We start from the raw sequence: 20194 nt of genomic DNA, 5'->3' as shown, positions 1-20194 counted from the left end.
CGTCGAAGCAGCCGGCGTCCAATCAGGCAGTAGCCGATCACTCAGTGTCCCGGCCAGCAGCGGTCCCGCATCTGACCGCGGGGCACAGGCCACACGCGGGCGGAAGATCGGCGCGGTCGACTGGATTGCCCGCGGCGTCGCGGGCCTGCTGCTCGTGGCGACGTCGGCGTGCGCCGGCCCCGGGACACTAACCCCGGCCGCCGGGACCGGCGTCGTCGGCCCCGGCACCGCGGCAGCCTCTGCCACGGCGACGGCCAGCGCGGACAGCACACCGCTGGATCCCGACACGCCCCCCGGAGTCGATGCCCCCGGCGTCGACGCCCCGCACCAGCAGCCCGCGTTCGCCAGCAAGGCCCTCGCGGTGCTGGCGACGCTCCCCGTCAAGGGCCGTGCGCCGAAGACGGGCTATTCCCGCGACCAGTTCGGCCCGGCGTGGTCCGACGTCGACCACAACGGCTGCGATACCCGTAATGATGTGCTCCGCCGCGACCTCAAATCCGTCGCGCTCAAGCCCGGAACGCGGGACTGCGTGGTCCTCTCAGGCGTCCTGAACGACCCCTACACGGCCGCCGCCATCAACTTCCTGCGCGGCAACGCCACCAGCACCGCAGTCCAGATCGACCACGTCGTGGCCCTCAGCGACGCCTGGCAGAAGKGCGCGYAACAACTCAGCCCCGGGCAGCGGCTCTCCTTCGCCAATGATCCCCTGAACCTGCTGGCGGTGGACGGCCCCGCCAACCAAAGCAAGAGCGACGGCGACGCCGCCACTTGGCTCCCGCCGAACAAGGCCTACCGCTGCGATTACGTCGCCCGCCAAATTTCGGTGAAGTCCAGCTACGGCCTTTGGGTGACCCAGGCCGAGCACGATGCCATGGCGCGGGTCCTGTCCGACTGCCCGAATGCTCTGGCGCCCACCAACCAGCCGGCCACCGCTCCCGCGCAGGCCGCCCCAGCCCCAGCACAGCAGCCGGCACAGCAGCCAGCGCCGCAGCCGGTCCCGGCGCAGGTCCAGATGGCCCCCGCACCCGCGCCAGCACCGGCGGCCGGCGTGTACTACGCAAACTGCACCGCGGTCCGCGCMGCCGGTGMGGCACCCATCCACGTCGGCCAGCCGGGGTACAGCAGCAAGCTGGACCGCGACGGGGACGGCGTCGGCTGCGAGTAGCTCCGGCCGGCGTGCGGACCACCGGCCCGCCTGCAGTCTGTCAGGGACTGGGCTGCTGATCAGTTCTTCTGGTGTTCATCCAGGAGCCGGGCGCAGCGGATGAAGCCCAGGTGCGAGTAGGCCTGGGGATGGTTGCCCAGGTGGGTTTCCGTGCCAGGATCGTATTCCTCCGGCAACAGCCCCGTGGGGCCGAAAAGGTTGACCAGCTGGTCGAAGAGGTCCCAGGCCTCCTCGATCCGGCCCACGGCGATATAGGCCTCGATCAGCCACGTCGTGCAGATGTGGAAGCCGCCCTCCAGACCCGGCAGGCCGTCGTCGTACCTGTAGCGGAACACGGTGGGACCCACCCTCAGTTCCCGCTSCACCGCCGTGACCGTGGCCAGGAAGCGGKGGTCGTTGACGTCCAGCAGGCCGGAGAGCCCGATGTGCAGCACGGCTGCGTCCAGGTCCGGGCTGTCGTAGGCCACGGTGTAGGAAGCCGCCGACTCGTCCCAGCCTTCGCGCAGGACTTCCTCGCGGATGGTCGCCGCCGTGGACTCCCACGCCGGCAATGGTTCCCGGCCGTGCCGGCCGGCCGTGCGCAGCGCCCGGTCCAGCGCCACCCAGCACATGACCTTCGTGTAGACATGGTGACGTGGCGCCCGTCTGGCCTCCCAGATGCCGTGGTCCGCCTCATGCCAGCGGGCCAGCACGGCCGCGGCCATCTGAACCATCAGCTCCCAGTGGTCGTCGGAGAGCACACCCTGGCGGGAGCTGAGGGCGTCGATCAGCTCGGCAATCGGGCCAAACACGTCCAGCTGCACCTGGTGGTCGGCCGCATTGCCGATCCGGACCGGGCGTGATCCCGCATAGCCTGGCAGGCTCTCGATGATGGCCTCGGTGGACAGCGGCGCCCCCGTCACCGAATACAGCGGATGGAGCCACTCCGGGCCCGGGGCGTGATCCAGAATCCGGCCCAGCCAGGCCAGGAAACCCTCGGCCTCGGCCGTGGATCCGAGGTCCACGAGGGCGTTGACCGTCATGGACCCGTCCCGCAGCCAGCAGTACCGGTAGTCCCAGTTCCGGGTTCCGCCGATTCCCTCCGGCAGCGAGGTGGTGGGCGCGGCCAGCACCGCGCCGGTGGGTTCGTGAACCAGGGCACGCAGCACCAGCGCGGACCGGCGGACAAGCGACGGCTTCACGCCCGGCATCTGCAGCTCATGGACCCAGCGCCGGGAATGATGCGCGACGGCGGAGCGCCGCTCCGTCTCGTCTTCGGCCACCGCAGGCTGCGGTTCGGTATCGCCGCAGCGCAGGTTCAGGACCACGGGCCCGTCCCGCAGGTCGACGTCGCMCGTCGCGGTGGCGTGCCGGCCGTCCGACGTGATGGAAAAGCTCACGCCGGGCGCCCGCAGGATGATCGGATCCGCGGTTCCCACCACGTGCAGCTCAGTCCCGCGCGCCTCCATGCTGAACGGCGCATTCGCGTAGTCCGGCCGCGGGGCGAACACGATCCGGGCCGTGCCGGTGCCCGAAAGCACCCGAACCAGGCTGGTGATGCCCGCCGGCGCCGGTTCCAGATAGTCCGTCACGGTGACGTCGGCCCAGCGGGTTTCGACGATCATGGTGCTGTCCACGTAGCGCTGGCCCAGGACCTGCGAGGACTTCGCCGGTTCCACGGAGAAGTGGCCGGCCGCGTCACCGCCGAGCAAGTGGGCGAACAGCGACCCCGAGTCCGGCAGCGGGTGGCTCATCCAGCAGATTTTCGCATCCGGCGTGATCAGCGCGGTGGAGGATCCGTTGCCGATCATCGAATGCCGTTCCAGGCCAACGGCGTCCTCGCCGAAAAGCCACGCCCGCCGCAGCTCGAATAGTATCGCCAGGACGCGGGCGAACGACTCCGGGTCCCGGAGCCGGTGGGCCGCCACTGTTGGCCCCTCCCCCACGCGCAGCGCCATGTCCGGCCCGCGCAGCGTCGCCATGGCCAGCTCGTCGCTGGAGGCGTCGCCGGCGTAGAGGGCGGCACTGACACCGAGCACGGAGCGCAGGTGCTCCAAGGCGGTGGCCTTGGACGGTTCGACGACGGAAAGGTCCAGCACCGAGCCGTCCACGATGAAGTGCAGCCCGTGCGCCTGGGCAATGTCCGACGCCTGCCGGGTGGCCAGGGCAACGATGTCCGGCGCCGCGGAGCGGGTGTGGACGGAGACGGCGACCGGCTTGCGTTCAATGGTGATGCCCCGGTGGGCCCCGACCGTTTCGGCGAGCGCCTGGTGGGCCTGCTGGAGCACGGACTCGGTGGCCAGCGAGAGGCTGTGGGCATAGCCCATGTCGAACTCGGCACCGTGCGAGCCCACCAGATGCACCTCGGCGGGCAGGCGTGAGACGGCGGCGAGATCGCGCAGCGACCGGCCGGATACGACGGCGGCATGGGTATTCGGGAGGGCGGCCAACGCCCGGAGCGCAATGGCGGCGCTGCCCAGCGGCAGGGTCTCGGTCGAGATKCCCTCCGCGGTGCAGAGGGTTCCCCCGTAGTTGCATGCCACGAGCAGCCCGGGCGTGCGGGCCAGGATCTTGAGTTCGGCCAGCAGTTGCGGGGTCAGCCCGTCGTCCGCGGCGTCAGTCTGCACAAAGGCCCGGAGCAGGCCCAGCGGCAGCGATTTGGTCAGCAGTGCGGAGTCAGCGAGCGACTGGTTAAGCGGAGTGGGCATCGGCGCGGTCCTTCGAGTAGTCCCCAATGCCTGCATGAGATTGCCCCCGGGAGGGCATAATCCAAGTATCATCCCGGGCCGATTTCGCCGCGGTGTCCCGGCTGTTGCAAGTGTGTAACGTCTGCAACGGCCTGGAGACGCCTGATTACAGCCATGAGCGAGGTCGCGGGCCCGAGGCTGTTGCGGCCGAACCTGCGTTCGGCCAGCACGACGTAGAAATTGAGTTTGCCGGCATATTCGGGCTGGAATTTGCCCGTGTTGAGCTCGACGACGACGTAGCCCGTAGACCGCACCAACCGGCCACTTCGCAGTAGACGCCCGCCAGCGTTCCCCCGTCAGGAAAGGGGCGGTTTGTGCAGACAGTGACTGAGCAAACGTTCTGCCCAACTATTCTCCGTGGACCTGGTGCAGCGGGGCAGGCAACAAGTGCCTGTTCTCGGCCGGACCCTGGCTAGGGGATCCCCAGGCCGCGGTCTGTCAGGAATCGAGCACGGCTACGAAGACGGGGAAGTCTGTCACCACCGGAGACTGTGAGTCCCTGCCTGCGGTCGATAGCCGTGACGACGTCAGCCTAGGTTGACGAAACGTCCGTTATCGGCGTCCGGAATTTGCGGGAAGTGGGCGTTTTGAATGGCGTTCATCTTGGGGGCAGTTCCCGCCACGCCCCACCTGCACGGCGGRYCCCCGCGGCTTGTGCGCGTAAGGGAGGTCAAGACAGCACCGCGAAAAGCTAGGAGATCTACCCGGCCGTGATCCGCACCGGCAGGGACTCGAAGCCTCGGAGCACGTTGTGCAGGATCGGCACCGGGGCACCCTCCGGCTCGATGGTCGCCACCCGTTCCAGAAGCTGCTGCAGGACGATTTCCATTTCGAGCYGGGCGATCGGCTGCCCGACGCACTGGTGCAGGCCCATTCCGAACGCGACGTGGCCTGACGCATTGCGGTTGAGATCGAAGTCATCGGCGTTCTCGCCCCATTTGCGCGGGTCACGGTTTGCGGCCCCGAGGAACACCAGGACCTTGKCACCTGCAGGCAGGTGCACACCGCCGAGGACGGTGTCCACGGCGACGGTCCGGTGGAACTTCTGGAACGGCKATTCCAGCCGCAGCGCCTCGTCAACGGCAAATTTKGCCATTCTGGGGTTTTCCCGCAGCTGGGCCCAAGCCTCGGGGTAGCGTGCCAGCACGGAGAGGGTGTTGCCGATGCCGAAGATGGTGGTGTCCACGCCGGCGGACAGCAGCGCGCGGACGAGCAGCGTGGCCTGCTGCTCCGAGATCAGCCCGTCCTCCACGCGCTTCCAGATCTGGGCGCCGAAGCCGACGTCGTCAAGGTTTTCACGCTGGCAGTTCCGCATCACCGCGGCAGCATGCTCGTCGCCCTGGGCGAAAGCCTGCTTGAAGATGTAGTTCTCCGGGCCGAAGGCGTTGAACACCATATTGCCGTACGGCAGCAGATGTTCACGTCCGACGTCGGGAATCCCCACCGCGTCCGGGAAGACACGCAGGGGGTACTTTTCGGCGAGGTCCGTGATGGCGTCGAAAGTCCCGCGTTGCGCCAGCTGCTCGGTYAGCTCCACAGCTGGCGGTGTAAACGGCTCGCGAAGGGCACGGACGGCGCTTGGATTAATGACACCCGTCAGCGCGCGGCGCATCACGGTGTGGATGGGCGGATCCGATTCGAGGATGCTCGGCGGGCGCCAGCCCGAGTCCTTGCGAATGTCCCTGGGACCCAGGCCACCGGAGGAGATATAGGTTTCGAAGTCGGTGAGGACCTCGTAGACCTCCTGATAGCCCGCCACGGCATAGCTGCCGGTGCTCTCCAGGTAGGAGACGGCGCCAGCGTCGCGGAGTCGTCCCAGGAACGGGTACGGGTCCAGGAGGTTCGCCGTGTCGAAAGGGTCCTCGCCCAATACATTGGCTTCATGGGTGGTAACGCTCATGGGAAACACTCCTGGTGAGGAAGAACTTGGGTGGATAGGTGAGGTGGCTAGAGGTCCAGGACGAGGCGCGGGCAACCGGCGGCGGCGCGGGAGACGCAGACCAGCATGACCTCGCCGGCTTCACGGTCTTCTTCCGATAACACTGCGTCGCGGTGCTCGGGCTCACCCGAGATGATCTGGGTTTCACAGGTGCCGCACAAACCGCCACGGCAGGAGGACAGGACTCGCACGCCCACCTCTTCCACGGCTTCGAGGATGGTCTTGTCGTTCKGGACGGTCACAGTGGTCCCGGTCCTGGCCAGTTCCACTTCAAACGGTGCGTTGGCCGACGCGGCGCCCAGTGTGGATGCCACGAAGCGTTCGGTGTGCAGGGCGCCCGGAGGCCAGCCCATGCAGCGTTCTTCAATGGCGCCGAGCAGCCCGCCCGGACCGCACGCGTACACCAGCATGTGTGCCCGGGGCATGCCGAGGATCTGGTCAAGGTCGAGGCGGCCCACCTCGTCCTCGGCAAAGATGCGGATACGGTCCGGGCCGTACCGGTMCTCCAGCTGCTGGGCGAAGGCCATAGTGTTCCGGCTCCGGCCACCATAGATCAGGGTCCATTCCTTGCTGGCAGCTTCGGCCGCCTCAAGCATCGGAATCAGCGGCGTGATACCGATGCCACCTGCGAGGAAGAGGTAGCGCCGCGACTCACGCATCGGAAAGTTGTTGCGTGGCTCTKAGATGGTCAGTGGCGTTCCGGCCAGCAGTGCATGCACCGCTTTTGACCCACCCCGGGAATCAGGCACATGCAGCACACCGATCCGCAGGTGGTCCAGCTCCTCCGGCGATGAACACAGGGAATACTGGCGCACCAAGCCGTCGCCCACATGGACATCGATGTGCGCGCCGGGCTGCCACGGCTGAAAATGCTGGCCGTCGGCTCGCCGCAGCACCAGGGAGACCACCTGGCCGGCCACGATGTCCACCTGATCGACGACGGCGTCGATGGTGGCTCCTGCAGATGCAGTCATGGGGTCTTCACTTCCTTTGGAACGGCTCGCCTGCCGAGCAGGCTTGGGCCGGAGGTCCGGCCTCTTTAAGGGCTTACTTGAGGTTAGGTGTTCCACGACACAGGTCATGAAAATCTTTCCATCCAACGGAAAGATTKGCCGGTCGGAGGCGTACAGGCCAGAACTACTGCGGCAGATGCTCCACGCCCAGCCGCCGTGCGATTMCCCGCGAGGCGATGTTGAGGACGGGAACCACACTCCCCACCGGTGCCGGACGCCCCCGGGTGACGATTCCTAGCGCGGCCACCACCTGCTTGTTCGGCAGGAAGACCGGGACAGCCAGACCGTAGTTGTCCGGGCCGGCTTCCTCCTCAGTGGTGGCGTAACCGTTAGCGCGGACCCGCTCGATCTCGGCGGCCAGCTGCCCGGGGTGTGTGATGGTCCGGGGCGTATGCGGCTCCAGCCGCTGGATAGCGGAGGAAAACAGGTCCTTGGCCCCGTAGGCAAGCATGATTTTGCCTGCGGCACTTGCGTGCAGCGGCAGGCGTGCGCCCACGCGCCGGAACGGCTGGCCCGCGCCGGTCCCGGACATCCGCTCCACCAGCAGGACCTCTTCGCCGTCCAGAATGAACAGATTCACCACGTTGTGGGTGACAAAAAGGACGTCCTGCATAAAAGGAGCCGCCACCTCGGCGATGTTCTGCTGCGCCGCCGCCAGCAGGCCCAGCCGCCAGATCCTCTGGCCCACGCGGTATTCGGCGTTCACCTTCTCCAGGCCGCCCCACGCCACCAGCTCACCGGCCAGGCGGTGTGCGGTGGCCACCGGCAGCCCTGCGCGCCGGGCCATGGAGCTGAGGCTTTGGACGGAGTGTTCGGCGTCGAAGGTGCCCAACAGGGCGAGGGCGCGTGAGGTGACACTGGCCGCCTGGCGGTCGGCAGCACCGCCGTCGGCTGCCGGACGCTTGGGCGCGGCCGTCGCACCCGGGCGCCGGGTGGTCCGGCCTGCCGGGGCAGCGTTTGCCATGGGTCACCCTTCTGAGTGCTGGAGAGCGCTGCACGTCGCGTAGCGCTGCGTCCTGCCATTTTAGGCGCGACGCCGGTGCCCCCTAGCGCGAAAAGGCGAGGCACCGGCGTCGTACGTTAATGCATCCGCCGTGTGGCCACGGCGTTCAGCCGGCCACAGCGGCGAGGCCGGAGCCGCGGTACGCACCCAGACCGCCGTCCACGCGGATATCCGAACCGTTCACCCAGCCCGATTCGGGGCGGAGGAGGAAGTCGATGACGGGGGCGATGTCGTCCGGGTCGCCGAAGCGGCCCAGCAGGGCGCCGGCGCCCTCAACCTTGTCGCGTCCGTGGTCTTTCTTGAAGTCTTCGAGGATGGGGGTGGCCACGGGTCCCGGGCTGACGCTGTTGACGCGGATGCGCTGCGGCAGCAGCTCGGCGGCCAGGTGCTCGGTGAGGAACCGGACGCACTGCTTGGAGAAGAGGTAGGACTCGCCGGTGATCTCCGCGTCGCCGGCAACGGACTCCAGCGCGACGGCCTCATCGTCAGCAAGCGMGAAAGCAGAGCACTTTGCCTTGACCTCCCGCCAGTTCACGGCAACGCTGGAGGCGAGGTTCACCACGGCTGCCCCCTCGCCAAGCAAGGGTGCAAGCGCCCGGATCAGCCCGCGGACGCCGAAGACGTTGACCGCCAGCACGGTTCGCCACGGTGCTGTGCCAGGGACCCCGGCGATGTTCGCCAGTCCCGCGATGCCATTCGGTGCTGCAGCCGCGACTGCTGCCGCGGCGGCGTCAATGCCGGCCTGACTCGAAAGGTCCGCCTGGACAAACGTGCCGCTGAACTCCGTTGGCGCGTTACGGTCGATGCCGATCAGCGGGACGCCGCGGCCGGAGAGGATCCGGGCCGCCCGGGCCCCGATTCCGGAGGAAACGCCGGTGAGTACGATGGGCAGTTGCTCTTGGGACATGGGGACTCCTGGTAAGTGCGTGACGTGCTTCACTCCATAGTGGCAAGCTGACTCCCTTCCTCGCGGAGCGCTTTCCGTTGGACGGAAAGGTCCCCCGCAAATTGTGACCGGTGCCATGACACTGGGATAAGAATTMCCTCCCGGCCGAAAGGACAAACCATGACGGCAGCCCAGTACGAGGTCCATGACCCGGCCACCCTTGAGCTTGTTGGACACGCTCCAGACAACACCGCGCAGGACGTTGAGGTGGCGGTAGCGGCCGCCCGCGCAGCGTCCGCCGGCTGGGCTACGGACCGGGAAACGCGCCGCAGCGCCCTCCATGCATGCGCCGCACTGATCCGCCGTGACCTGGACACGCTGGCCACCCTGCTCTCCCGGGAACAAGGCAAGCCCAAGGCCGATGCTGCCGGTGAGTTCTCCGTGGCTGCAGGCCTTTTCGAATATTACGMCGACCTCGAGTGGGACGAAGCCCAGCAACTCAACCCGCGCKCCGACCGCAGCCTGGAGGTCCAGTACCGGCCCGTGGGCATTGTTGGCACCATCACGCCGTGGAACTTCCCCATTTCCCTGCTCTGCGTGAAACTGGCCCCTGCCCTCGTGGCCGGCTGCACTGTGATCGCCAAGCCTTCGCCGTCCACGCCCTTGTCCACCCTTGCGCTGGTGGATCTCCTCAACGAGGTCCTTCCGGCCGGCGTCCTGCAGGCCCGGACCAGTTCGCGGCGGACCGTAAATTTGGCCCTGAGCACCTCTCCTGACATCCGCAAGATCTCCTTCACCGGCTCCACGKAGGTGGGCATCTCCATCGCCCAGCAGGCCGCCTCAACGGTCAAGCGCGTCACCATGKAGCTCGGCGGAAACGATCCTGCCATCGTCCTGGACGACGCGGACATCGCTGTCACCGCCCGCGGCATTGTCGGCAGCGCCTTCCGCAATGCTGGCCAGGTCTGCATGGCKGTCAAGCGTGTGTATGTACCGCGCAGCCGCAGCGCGGAACTGGCTGAGGCCATCGCCGCCGAGGCAGCCCGTCATGTGCTGGGCCACGGCATTGCGGACGGCACCACCATGGGCCCGATGCACAACGAGTCCCAGCTCAAGCTGGTCCACGGCCTGGTTGACTCCGCCGTAGGCGCCGGCGCCCGCATCATCACCGGCGGCACCTCCGGTTGCGACCTGCCCGGCTATTTCCTCGCCCCCACGGTGGTGGTCGACGCCGAACCGGGCATGGACCTGGTGRAACAGGAGCAGTTCGGAGCGGCGTTGCCCATCGTGGCCTACGACAACCTCGATGAGACGATCACGGGGCTGAATGCGGGGGAATTCGGCCTCGGCGCATCCGTCTGGAGCCCGGACCAGGAGCGCGCCTATGCCACCGCCTCACGCATTGAGGCCGGAACGGTCTGGATCAACCAGCACACCCTAGTGGAACCCGACGCCCCATTCGGCGGTTGGAAAGCGTCCGGCATCGGCCGTGAACGCGGCCGCTGGGGCCTGGAGGAATACCTGGAAACCCGCGTCATCAATGGCCGCCCCCACTCCTGACCCCAAAACTCTGCAGAAGGACTTTCCTGTGAGCGTCGAACTGATCACTCTCGGCACCGCCGCCGGCCCGGCCATCCGCGGACCGGAAAACGGCATCTCCAGCGCACTGATAGTGGGCGATGCCTTCTACATGGTGGACTTCGGCCTCGGCTGCTCCCGCGCCGCCCACGAGGCAGGACTCCGGGGCAAAGACTTCGTGGCAGGCTTTGTCACCCACCTGCACTCGGACCACGTGGTGGAACTTCCCGGCTTCCTGCTATGKAACTGGGGGAACCCGGTGGAGGGCTTCACCGGCCCTGTCTCCATTGTTGGCCCGGGCAAGGACGCCACCCGCGACGGCGGCGCCGGGCTTTCCGGCACAGGTGAACTGGTGTCCCACTCGCTGAAAGCCTTCTMCTACGACATCGACATCCGGGTCCATGACGAGGCCCGCCCGGACCTGGTCTCCCTGGTGCACACTGTGGAACTGGCCACGCCCGCACATAAGTCACCGGCGGCGGGCCGCCCCTTTGACGTCTACGAGGATGACAGGGTCAAGGTCACCGGCATCCTGGTGGAGCACCCGCCCGTACGGCCTGCGCTGGCATTCMGCTTCGAAACCGACGCCGGMTCTGTGGTGTTCTCCGGTGACACGGCCGAATGCGAGGCCATGGCATTGCTCGCCGAAGGAGCGGACGTCCTGGTACATGAAGCGGTCAACCTGGACTTCTATGCAGACAAGGGCTTCGCACCGGAGTTCCTGAACCACYAGCAGATCGCACACACCACGCCGGAGGGAGCCGGCCGGGTGGCTACCGCCGCCGGCGTGGGGCGCCTTGTCCTTTCACACCTGGCCGGGCGTGCGGAGCCGGAGTGGTGGCGCGGCCGTGCCGCCTCAACCTTTGATGGCCCTGTGAACGTAGCCGTCAGCGGCCAGCGGTTCCGCATCGGCAGTCCCGTCCTGGCGCCCGCCTAACATCGCCCTGCCCTAAGGAACCCCCCTCACCTGCAGGAAGGACCACTCTTGGCACTGCCGTCGCACACCACCCCACTCGATKACACAAAGTCGACGGCGGACGGGGCCTGGCTTGCCGTCCTCGTTGCGGGCATCGCGGCGGCCATGCACATCTGGAAACTTCCGGCCGCCCTGGCCGGCATCCAGGCGGATCTCGGCACCTCACTAATCCAGGCCGGCCTGCTGCTCGGCATCATCCAGCTGGCCAGCGTAGTCGGTGGCCTGGCCACGGCCGTGGCCGGTGAAACGGCTGGCCTGCGCCGTCTCCTCATCTCCGGCCTGGTCCTGCTCAGCGCCGCCTCCGTGCTAGGCGCTGCCGCCCCCAGCACCGAATGGCTGATGGCAGCCCGCACCCTGGAGGGCGTCGGCTTCCTGCTGGCCGTGGTCGTCGCCCCTGCCCTCATCCGCAAAGTGGCCCCGCCCCGGCGGTTGAACATTGCACTGGCAAGCTGGGCCACGTTCCAGGGAACAGCCACGCTGATCGGCCTGGCCGCGGGTGCGTTATTCCTACAGACGGCAGGCTGGCGCGAATGGTGGCTGGTCATGGCTATTCTCACGCTTCTCCCGGTGCCGCTGCTGCTGCGCCGGGTGCMGAAGGATGTGCCCCCTGCCGAGGCCGGGCTCCGGCCGGCGCTGCTGCGGGTTGGCCGAACCGTTTCCACCCGCCGGCCATGGATCATAGGCCTGGTCTTCGCCTGCTACACGGCGCAGTGGATGGCGGTACTCGGCTTCCTGCCCTCAATTTACCGGGCAGCGGGGCTCAACGGTCCGTGGCCGGGCATACTCAGCGCCATAGTCGGAGGCGTGAACGCCATCGGGGCCCTCAGCGCCGGTCCGCTGATCCAGCGGGGCCTGTCGGAGCGGAGAGTTATCTTTTGGACCTTCCTGTCGATGTCCGCCGCTTCCGTGGCCACGTTCGCCGTCGGCTGGGACGACGTCGCGAACGGCATCCTCGTCCAGGTTGTCCTCATCGCCCTGTTTTCCGCCGTCGGGGGCCTCATCCCTGCCGCGGTGACCAGTTACTCGGTGCGCATCGCACCCGCAAATGGTTCTGTCACCGCCGTGCTCGGGCTCACGCAGCAGATCTTCAACGTGGGAAACTTTCTGGGACCCATGTTGTTTGCCCTGCTCGCCACCACCACCGGCGGCTGGGGCGCCACCTGGTGGCTGACATGTGGATTGAGCACTCTGGGGATGACTCTGCTGGTGTTCCTTGGGACGGGCCGACGGCGGGAGCGTCGGCGGTGTGCCCCACTGCCAAAAGTGGCTTTCCGCCCAACGGAAAGCTCAAATGTAAGGCCGGTCACACGAGCCTAGAGTCGAGGAAACGCCGGTGAAACCGGCAAAGACTCCCCTTCAACGATTGGGCAAACTGTGTCTGAAACTCCCCGTATGACGCCGGGCTCCGCGACCTCCCGCGATCCCCGGACTTGGTCCCKGGCCAAGCGCAACCGCTACGGCTGGTTCATGACGTTCAGCCTCCTCTTCCTGATGATGCTCAGCTGGGCTGACAAGGCCGTCCTCGGCATCGCCGCCGTCCCCCTGATGAAACAGCTGGGCATCACGCCTGAACAGTTTGGCCTGGTGGGCAGTGCCATGTTCCTTACCTTCGGCGTGGCCCAKATCGTTGCTGCCCCCATCGCCAACAAGGTATCTAGCAAGTGGATCCTGCTGGTCCTGTGCCTGCTGTGGTCCGTGGCACAGGTTCCCATCCTGCTGTTCGCCTCCCTTCCCGCGCTCTGGGCAAGCCGCCTGCTGCTCGGCGCCGGCGAGGGCCCGCTGGCACCGGTCTTAATGCATGGCATTTACAAGTKGTTCCCCGAGAAGAAGGGCGCCACCCCCGCCGCGCTGGCATCGTCCGGCGTGACGTTGGGCATTGTGGCGTTCGCCCCGGTCCTGGCGTGGGTCATCGGACAATTTGGGTGGCAGACCGCCTTTGCCGTGCTGGCCATCGCGGGACTGGTTTGGTCTGTCTTCTGGGTCATCGTGGGCAAGGAAGGCCCTTACACGAGCCGGAAAGCAGAACAGGAAATCGACGGCATAGCACCGCAAGAGGCTCCTGTGGTGACCGAAACCAAGATCCGCTACTGGCGCACCATCCTTTCCCCCAGCTGGATCTTCGCGGTCCTGGCCTCGTTCTTCGGCTACTGGACCTTCACCCTCGCCATGTCCTGGGGACCTGCCTACTTCCAGAACGTCCTCGGCTTCAGCGGGCAGCAGTCCGGTGCCATGATCGCTCTGCCCGCAGCATGGGGCACCATTGCCACTATCGGCCTCAGCGCTCTGACCCAGCGCCTGCACCTTAAAGGCGTTCCCACCAGGAAGGCCCGCGGCTGGGTACTCGGGAGTGCTGGCGCCTTCGCCGGGGCCTGCCTGCTAGGGGCGACAATKACCACCGCCCCCCTTCTGTCCATCGCCCTGATGGTCTTCGGCTTCGGTACCGCACCGGCGCTCTTCGCCATCACCTACCTGGTCGTGGCAGAACTGACCACCATTGGCCAGCGCGGCGCCAACCTCGCCATCGCCAACGCCGTCCTCACCACAGGAGGCGTGTTCGCACCGGCAGTGTCCGGATTCCTGATCGGCGGCGCAGCCACCCCGGCAGATGGTTACCGTGCGGCGTTCGCCCTGGCCGGAGGCCTCATGCTGACCTTCGGCGTCCTGGCCCTGGTACTCGTCAACCAGCAGCGCGACCGCCGCCGCCTCGGCCTTGACGTAGGTGCCGCCTTCTCACTCGAGGCGGCCACCCCTGCAGCCGGAGCCGAGGCAACAGCAATCGCGGCAGTCACTAAGGCCTAAAACATCACCGCAGGGACCCGGTGCGGAGGCCGCAACGCGGCCTCCGCACTCGCCTGAGCTGAAGAACAATCGATGGACACGGAAGGAAACACCCATGGAGAATTTCAACGCCAGCGGCGGTGGAAGATCCGGCGTTTCCGGCCGGATCCTGGGCTTCGGCACCGAACCTGACCCGCGGTTTACCCTGGCTAATGAACGAACATTTCTAGCGTGGATCCGCACCTCCTTGGCATTGCTCGCCGGCGGTGTCGCCGTCGAGGCCTTCATGGCCGATCTATTCGGCCCCGAGCTGCGCAAAACGGTCGCCGTCCTGCTCCTCGTTCTCGCGCTCCTCATCGGCGGGGGCTCATTCTTCCGCTGGCTAAATGTTGAACGCTCCATGCGCCGCAAAGACCCGCTTCCACTGCCTTGGATTGCCCCGGTTCTGGCAATCGGCGGAGGCCTCGTCGCCGCCATCATGACGGTCTTCGTCCTCGTCCGCCCCGTCTAATCCATGCCTCGCGCATCTGAGACGCCAATCCATGACGACCCCGGACTCCAGCCGGAACGCACAGACATGGCGTGGGGACGCACTACCCTGTCCCTGACGGTCGCAGCCGCAGCCTTCCTTCGCTGGATGCCGCACCATGGCTGGTTCGCGGCCACGCTCGTGGCGGCCTCCGTCGTTACGGCCCTGGTTATCAACCTCACCCGCACGCGAAGATTTCACCGCGCCATCCACGGCATCAAACATGAAGTACTCATGCCCGACGTCGCCTCCGTCGCCGCCGTCGCCGCAAGCGTCGTTGTCCTTGCCGGCCTGGGTATCTTCACCGTCTTGTTCATCCCTGTTGAGCAACGGCCCTGAGGTTACGACGGACCCCCACTTTGCACCAACTTGCGTGTCACCGTCTCCAGCCTGGGTACCGCAAGAGCCCGGAATGCTCGCTGGCGGAAACTGCTGCTGTGTCCTGCGGTGGCTTGAGCTTTGCATTGTCGACTTGGCCGCTTAGCCAGCCGCCTTACCGGGTGTGGATCAGCCCTCCGACTGGATCTCTTGCGCCGTTTCGCATGTGAGATTTGAAATGTTTGCATTTTCCTGACAGCCTGTCGGAAAGATGCCGACAACGTGTCAGCATCTGCATTTCCCCATCTAACCTAGGACTGTCAATGTTCCTTGCACTCCGCGAACTGATCTTCGCGCGTGGCCGCTTCAGCCTGATGGGCGGTGTCATTGCACTCATCGCCGTTCTCATGGTGATGCTCTCCGGCCTTTCCTCCGGCCTCGTCAACGACGGCGTATCAGGCCTCAAATCGATGCCCGTGACCGCCATCGCCTTCGACCAGGGCACCAAGACCGATAACGCGTTCTCCCGCTCCGTCACCGATGACCAGCAGCTCACCGCCTGGCGCGGCGTCGAGGGCGTGGCCGCCGCCGAAAAGATGGGCGTGGGTATGGCCAATGCCACCACCGATTCCGGCAAGCAGGTCGACCTCACGCTTTTCGGCATCGAACCMGGGTCCTTCCTGGAACCGTCCCGGTCCGCGGGCAGCGGTCTCGGGGGTCCTGACGGCATTGTCGTGTCCTCGACCGCGAAGGCTGAGGGCATCGACCTCGGCACGGTCGTCACGCTGGACCGGATCGGCACGAAACTTAAAGTGGTTGGCTTCACTGAAGGGCAGGCCACCTTCGGCCACGTCGACGTGGCCTACCTGCCCCTGAAAACCTGGCAGCTGATCGCCTCCGGCCAGGCTGCAGCCGGAGCTCCCAGCGCCGCGCAGCTGTCCTCGCTGGACTTCAATACCGCCAGCGTCGTCGCCGTCCAGGCCAAGCCCGGCGCCAAGCTTGACCTTGCCGCCGGCGACACTGCCGCCGGAACGTCCAGCAAGTCCCTGTCCGCCGCCTTCAATGCATCTCCCGGCTATGAGGCCGAGACCATGACCCTGAGCATGATCCAGGTCTTCCTCTACGCGATCTGCGCCCTGGTGGTCGGCGCGTTCTTCACGGTGTGGACCATCCAGCGCAAGCACGAAATCTCGATCCTGCGGGCCATCGGGGCCTCGACTGGCTACCTCCTCCGGGATGGACTGGCCCAGGCCGCCATCCTGCTGGTGGGATTCACTGCGCTCGGCGTGGCCGCCGGCCTGGGACTGGGCGCCGCCATGCCGGCMGCCATGCCGTTCGCTCTCGAGGCCGCACCGATCGCCATCGCCACGGCTCTCACCATCGGGCTGGGCCTGATCGGTGCCGCCGTGGCCGTGGTGCGCATTTCCCGGATCAACCCGCTCAACGCCCTCGGAGGACAGCGATGACCAACCCCACCTTTCCCGCAGCCGGGGCAAGCCGTGCCGACGCACCGCAGGCCGCCGGCCTGTCCATCCGCCACGCGGTGATGGAACTCGGCGACGGCGACACCCGGGTGACAGCMCTCGATGACGTCAGCCTCGATGTTGCTCCAGGCGAGTTCCTCGCCATCGTCGGGCMGTCCGGTTCCGGCAAATCCTCATTGCTCGCCGTCGCCGGCGCCCTGGCATCCCCCGATTCCGGAACGGTCACGGTCAACGGTCATGACCTCTCCCAGCTGAGCCAGGGCAAACGCGCCGCGTTCCGGCTCGCGAACATCGGCTTCGTCTTCCAGTCCGGCAACCTCATCCCCGCACTGACCGCGGCGGACCAGCTCCGCCTGGTCAACCGCCTCGCGGGCGGCCCGAAGACCTTCGACCCTGTAGCGCTGTTGGAATCCGTCGGCATGGCCCACCGGGCGACCAACCGCCCCGGCCAGCTCTCCGGCGGCGAACGCCAGCGCGTCGGCATCGCCCGCGCACTCGTCACCGGAGCGAAACTCCTCCTCGTGGACGAACCGACCGCGTCCCTGGACCGGGCCCGCAGCCGCGAAGTCGTGGAACTCCTCGCACGGCAAAGCCACGAACACGGCGTCGCAACCGTCATGGTCACCCACGACCACGACGTCCTGGGCTACTGCGACAGCGTCGTTGAAATGGTGGACGGCCGCGTAGGTGCCCCCGCCCCGGTCCGCTAACCCGCCCGACCCCGGGCACGACGACGGCGGCCTGCTCAGCAGGCCGCCGTCGCGCGCCGTACTCTTGATGCGTAAGTCAGTCAGAGTCAAAGGATCCCGCAATGCCCAGAATCAGTGCCGCCACCGTCGCGGAGCACCGCGCCGCACAGAAGCGCGCGCTACTGGACGCTGCCCATGAACTCCTGCAGGAAACCTCGGAAGCGCCGACCATGGCCGACGTGGCCTTGCGGGCCGGACTCTCGAGGCCCAGCGTCTACCAGTACTTCGACTCCCGGCAGGACCTGCTCCAGGCTCTGGTCCGGGACATTTTCCCGCGCTGGACCGAGCGTGTCACCGGCGCCATGGCCGCCGCCCCCACCAAAGCGGACAGCATCCTGGCCTACGCCACGGCCAACGTGGACCTTGTCGCCGAAGGAGCCCACGCCGTCGGGGCAGCGTTGGCGGCATTGGCCCCGGGAGCCGAACTCGACGAACAAGCCACCCGGATGCACCGCCAGCTTCAGGAACCGCTCATAGAGACGCTCACAGATCTCGGGGTTCCGGACCCCGAGTCGCTGGCAGAGATGATCAACTCCGTCGTCCACGCCGGCACCCGCATGCTCGAATCCGGCCAAACGCCCGACCAAGTCCACTCCCACCTCAGGACGCTGCTCGGCCCCTTCGTGACCGAACACCACACGGTAGACACTGCTGGTACACGAACCTGAGCTTCTCCGTCCTATTGACGACATTCGTCCCGCATGGGCAGCCCTGCCTCGAGTGCCGGCTCACGGCGGTACCACGAGCGTCGACGGTCAGGGCAAGGGCGCCTCAAGGCTATCGTCCGTCGTCGTTGCGCTTAGCCAAAGCGGCCGTAGCTTGACTGAAGGTCCATTATCGGCATGGAAAGTACGGGAATTGCAGTGGATGCGAGAACGCCTGTGCAGCCAAGAATCCGACGTTTCCGCAGTTCAGAAGCTGTTTGGGAATCCAGCCGTGAGCGAGCCCATCGATCCCGTGTCCGTGTCCGGCACCCCGAGGCGGAACTGCGTGGTCCAATGGACCGTCACTCTCCGGGCCACACAGGTGTACCGCCGTGAAAACGGCCAATGGAAGGCAGCCCGTCGCCATGCCGACACGGTGAGCCCGGCTGCGTAGAGGCCGTATTTATCGGGTCACTGCCCTCCTGCAGGCCGGTTGGTTCCGCCGGACGGTCGGAACCCGGTAGACCGGACGGGGCGTTTCAGGTGAGCCGGAGCTCGCACGACAGCGGGTAGTGGTCAGAGATCCGCCAGGACACTTCGCTGCGGGTCATGTCCCGGGAGATGCGCTGKATGAAGTCGCATGTTYCGGCCCGCTGCCCGTAGGTCAGGCCGCGTAGCAGCGAGGTGCCGTCGGGTTTGGAGAACCAGGCCAACTGGTCGTAGAAGTGTTTGGTTTTGTCGTCGTCGAAGATCGTCCGCGGGACTGCGTGCAGCCCGGTCGGCGGCCAGGGCCCGTKGAGATGAATGCGTCGTAGAGCGGGTCGTCGATCCGGTCCAGGTTGAAGTCAGCGAGCACCATGAGGTTGGAGTTCCAGTCGTTGGGCCGGACCGTCCAGTCATGCACCAGGGGCGGCTCCCTGCGCGTTGCGGGCCTCCGCTGAGGCGTCCGCCCCGGCGGCGCAGGCGCTCAGCAGCTGGCCGGCTTGTACTCGTACGCTCCGGCGTCGGCCGCTCCGCCACCCTGGCAGCCGGCACTTTGGGTGGTCGGCCGCCCGTCCAGATCGATGGGAAACGGGCTCTCGCCCGCGCGGTCGATCGCCGGGCTCGCTCCGGTGAGGTGGAGATCGGCGGGGGGATTCACAAAGCCGGCAGGCTCGGTGGTGGATGTGGCGCTGGGGACCATGTTGGTGGGGCCGTTGAGGACGTTCTGCTCCTCGGTCCATCCCGAACTGTCCATCCACAGCGAGTTGCGGACCGCMACGAGGATATTGGCCCGGATGACGGTGGAGGTGGGACAGGAGGCGTGGCAGACCACAGCTTGGGAATCCGGACCGTCCAGCCACACGGTGTTGTGCTCGAACGTGGTGCCGTTGGTCGGGCCGAAGGACGACGTCGTGCCGCGCGCAATCAGCCCCATGGCCTGACCGCAATCCGGGACGCAGGTGGACCTGATGAGGTTGTAGCTGTACGTGTTGTTGTCCGCGGTGCCGTCCCCGCCGCGCCCAAGTTCGGAGAAGACGTTATTATCAACCGCCACATTGTGGTGGATTCTGTTCCGGTTCCCGTTGAAGATCTCAAATGCGCTGCCATCATGGCCAAAGTCGTAGGACAGCGCGGAGGACCCGGAGACGGTGTTGCCGGAGAACTCGTTGTCGCTGCCGTTGATGAGGAAGCCGAACGCGCCGGAGTCGTCGCTGCAGTTCAGCTCCGTCGTGGTGCCGCAGCCCGTCCCCGGCGTATTGACGTTCATGATGTTGTTATCGGTAAGTGTGTTGTTGGCGTAGCTGCCGAAGTCGGAGCCGTCGCTCACCTTGATCCCGGCGGCGTTGTTTGCCGCGGCGGAGTTCCGCACGGAACTGTGGTCGCCATAGACGCTGAAGCCCGCGTATCCGCACGAGTCCGCCCGCAGGCCGTCCACGGCAATGAAGCTGCCGTCCAGCCGGATGCAGGTGCCCGTCAGTCCCCCCGTGATGACGGGCGGCTCCCCGTCGCCGAAGGCGTTCAGGGTGATCCGGAGCCGGCCTGTGCCGCTCCGGCTGACCACCAAGCCGCCGGAGAAGACGTCTCCGCGCCGGAAGCTGACGGAATCTCCAGGCTGCAGCGCGGCGGCGTTGACCTTGTCGAGGGTCTGCCAGGCGGATGCGGGTGATGTTCCGTTGCTCGTGTCACTGCCGTCCGCGCTCACGTAGTACGTGACCCCAGCGGCCGACGCCGGCGCGGATGCATCGCCGAGCAGTCCGGCCAGGAACAGCAGGATGACCAGGGTGGCGGCGGCCGTGGGCTTGATCTTCATGGGTGCACCTAGGTTTTCGCCATGTATCCGCGGATCCGGGCGCCACCGCCGTCGGCGGACCACATCGGCACCCTGAGGGGCTTAACGCTAAGAGCGCGCCAGCGCTAAGTCAA

Annotated in this window: 18 protein-coding genes; 10 read left to right on the top strand and 8 right to left on the bottom strand. The window is 66.7% G+C overall.

Annotated features, from left to right (window positions below; genetic code table 11):
- A partial coding sequence (locus tag AC1DBQ_RS05090) for a GmrSD restriction endonuclease domain-containing protein (protein WP_476927471.1) occupies positions 1-1165 on the top strand: 1165 nt, incomplete at its 5' end.
- Between the two features lie 59 nt (positions 1166-1224).
- Here the strand turns inward: AC1DBQ_RS05090 and AC1DBQ_RS05085 are convergent.
- From AC1DBQ_RS05085 to AC1DBQ_RS05060, 6 genes are all read right to left on the bottom strand, one after another.
- Positions 1225-3852 (bottom strand): trehalase-like domain-containing protein, encoded by a 2628-nt coding sequence (locus AC1DBQ_RS05085; protein ID WP_476927470.1) that lies wholly within the window; start codon positions 3850-3852, stop codon positions 1225-1227.
- A 68-nt stretch (positions 3853-3920) separates the two neighbouring features.
- Positions 3921-4148, bottom strand: coding sequence for a hypothetical protein (locus AC1DBQ_RS05080; protein WP_476927469.1), 228 nt, complete (start codon positions 4146-4148; stop codon positions 3921-3923).
- A 443-nt stretch (positions 4149-4591) separates the two neighbouring features.
- Positions 4592-5791 (bottom strand): cytochrome P450, encoded by a 1200-nt coding sequence (locus AC1DBQ_RS05075; protein WP_476927468.1) that lies wholly within the window; start codon positions 5789-5791, stop codon positions 4592-4594.
- Positions 5792-5838: 47 nt separating this feature from the next.
- A complete protein-coding gene (locus tag AC1DBQ_RS05070) occupies positions 5839-6804 on the bottom strand; it encodes a PDR/VanB family oxidoreductase (RefSeq protein WP_476927467.1) in 966 nt (321 codons plus the stop codon).
- A gap of 163 nt (positions 6805-6967) precedes the next feature.
- Positions 6968-7807, bottom strand: coding sequence for an IclR family transcriptional regulator (locus AC1DBQ_RS05065; protein WP_476927466.1), 840 nt, complete (start codon positions 7805-7807; stop codon positions 6968-6970).
- A gap of 145 nt (positions 7808-7952) precedes the next feature.
- A complete protein-coding gene (locus AC1DBQ_RS05060; RefSeq protein ID WP_476927465.1) occupies positions 7953-8753 on the bottom strand; it encodes an SDR family oxidoreductase in 801 nt (266 codons plus the stop codon).
- A 159-nt stretch (positions 8754-8912) separates the two neighbouring features.
- On the opposite strand from AC1DBQ_RS05060, the gene AC1DBQ_RS05055 reads away from it, so the two are divergent.
- The 9 genes from AC1DBQ_RS05055 to AC1DBQ_RS05015 all read left to right on the top strand — a co-directional run bounded on the left by AC1DBQ_RS05055 (position 8913) and on the right by AC1DBQ_RS05015 (position 17812).
- On the top strand, positions 8913-10292 hold the full coding sequence (locus tag AC1DBQ_RS05055; RefSeq protein WP_476927464.1) for an aldehyde dehydrogenase family protein: 1380 nt from the start codon (positions 8913-8915) through the stop codon (positions 10290-10292).
- Positions 10293-10320: 28 nt separating this feature from the next.
- Positions 10321-11247: an MBL fold metallo-hydrolase gene (locus tag AC1DBQ_RS05050; protein WP_476927463.1), complete on the top strand. Its 927-nt coding sequence runs from the start codon at positions 10321-10323 to the stop codon at positions 11245-11247.
- Positions 11248-11295: 48 nt separating this feature from the next.
- Complete coding sequence (locus AC1DBQ_RS05045; RefSeq protein ID WP_476927462.1) at positions 11296-12603, top strand: MFS transporter; 1308 nt, start codon at positions 11296-11298, stop codon at positions 12601-12603.
- A 150-nt stretch (positions 12604-12753) separates the two neighbouring features.
- Complete coding sequence (locus AC1DBQ_RS05040; RefSeq protein ID WP_476927461.1) at positions 12754-14085, top strand: MFS transporter; 1332 nt, start codon at positions 12754-12756, stop codon at positions 14083-14085.
- A gap of 94 nt (positions 14086-14179) precedes the next feature.
- Positions 14180-14575, top strand: coding sequence for a YidH family protein (locus AC1DBQ_RS05035; protein ID WP_476927460.1), 396 nt, complete (start codon positions 14180-14182; stop codon positions 14573-14575).
- Positions 14576-14578: 3 nt separating this feature from the next.
- Positions 14579-14932: a DUF202 domain-containing protein gene (locus AC1DBQ_RS05030; RefSeq protein WP_476927459.1), complete on the top strand. Its 354-nt coding sequence runs from the start codon at positions 14579-14581 to the stop codon at positions 14930-14932.
- Positions 14933-15234: 302 nt separating this feature from the next.
- Positions 15235-16377, top strand: coding sequence for an ABC transporter permease (locus AC1DBQ_RS05025; protein WP_476927458.1), 1143 nt, complete (start codon positions 15235-15237; stop codon positions 16375-16377).
- Positions 16374-17105: an ABC transporter ATP-binding protein gene (locus tag AC1DBQ_RS05020; RefSeq protein WP_476927457.1), complete on the top strand. Its 732-nt coding sequence runs from the start codon at positions 16374-16376 to the stop codon at positions 17103-17105. Before AC1DBQ_RS05025 ends, AC1DBQ_RS05020 begins: the two co-directional genes overlap by 4 nt.
- A gap of 101 nt (positions 17106-17206) precedes the next feature.
- Positions 17207-17812: a TetR/AcrR family transcriptional regulator gene (locus AC1DBQ_RS05015; RefSeq protein WP_476927456.1), complete on the top strand. Its 606-nt coding sequence runs from the start codon at positions 17207-17209 to the stop codon at positions 17810-17812.
- 515 nt (positions 17813-18327) lie between these two features.
- Here AC1DBQ_RS05015 and AC1DBQ_RS05010 read toward each other — a convergent pair.
- The gene (locus AC1DBQ_RS05010) at positions 18328-18501 is read right to left on the bottom strand and encodes a hypothetical protein (RefSeq protein WP_476927455.1); all 174 of its coding nucleotides are present in this window, start codon (positions 18499-18501) and stop codon (positions 18328-18330) included.
- 254 nt (positions 18502-18755) lie between these two features.
- Positions 18756-20081, bottom strand: coding sequence for a right-handed parallel beta-helix repeat-containing protein (locus tag AC1DBQ_RS05005; protein ID WP_476927454.1), 1326 nt, complete (start codon positions 20079-20081; stop codon positions 18756-18758).
- Positions 20082-20194 lie beyond the last annotated feature (113 nt).

The organism is Arthrobacter sp. 10T413_2 (genome assembly GCF_056394205.1).
This window is presented reverse-complemented; position numbering and strand designations above follow the sequence as displayed.

Excerpts from the sequence above, each read along its gene's own strand:
- AC1DBQ_RS05030 (WP_476927459.1), top strand. The coding sequence starts at position 14,579 with ATGCCTCGCGCATCTGAGACGCCAATCCATGACGACCCCGGACTCCAG.
- AC1DBQ_RS05035 (WP_476927460.1), top strand. The coding sequence starts at position 14,180 with ATGGAGAATTTCAACGCCAGCGGCGGTGGAAGATCCGGCGTTTCCGGC.
- AC1DBQ_RS05015 (WP_476927456.1), top strand. The coding sequence starts at position 17,207 with ATGCCCAGAATCAGTGCCGCCACCGTCGCGGAGCACCGCGCCGCACAG.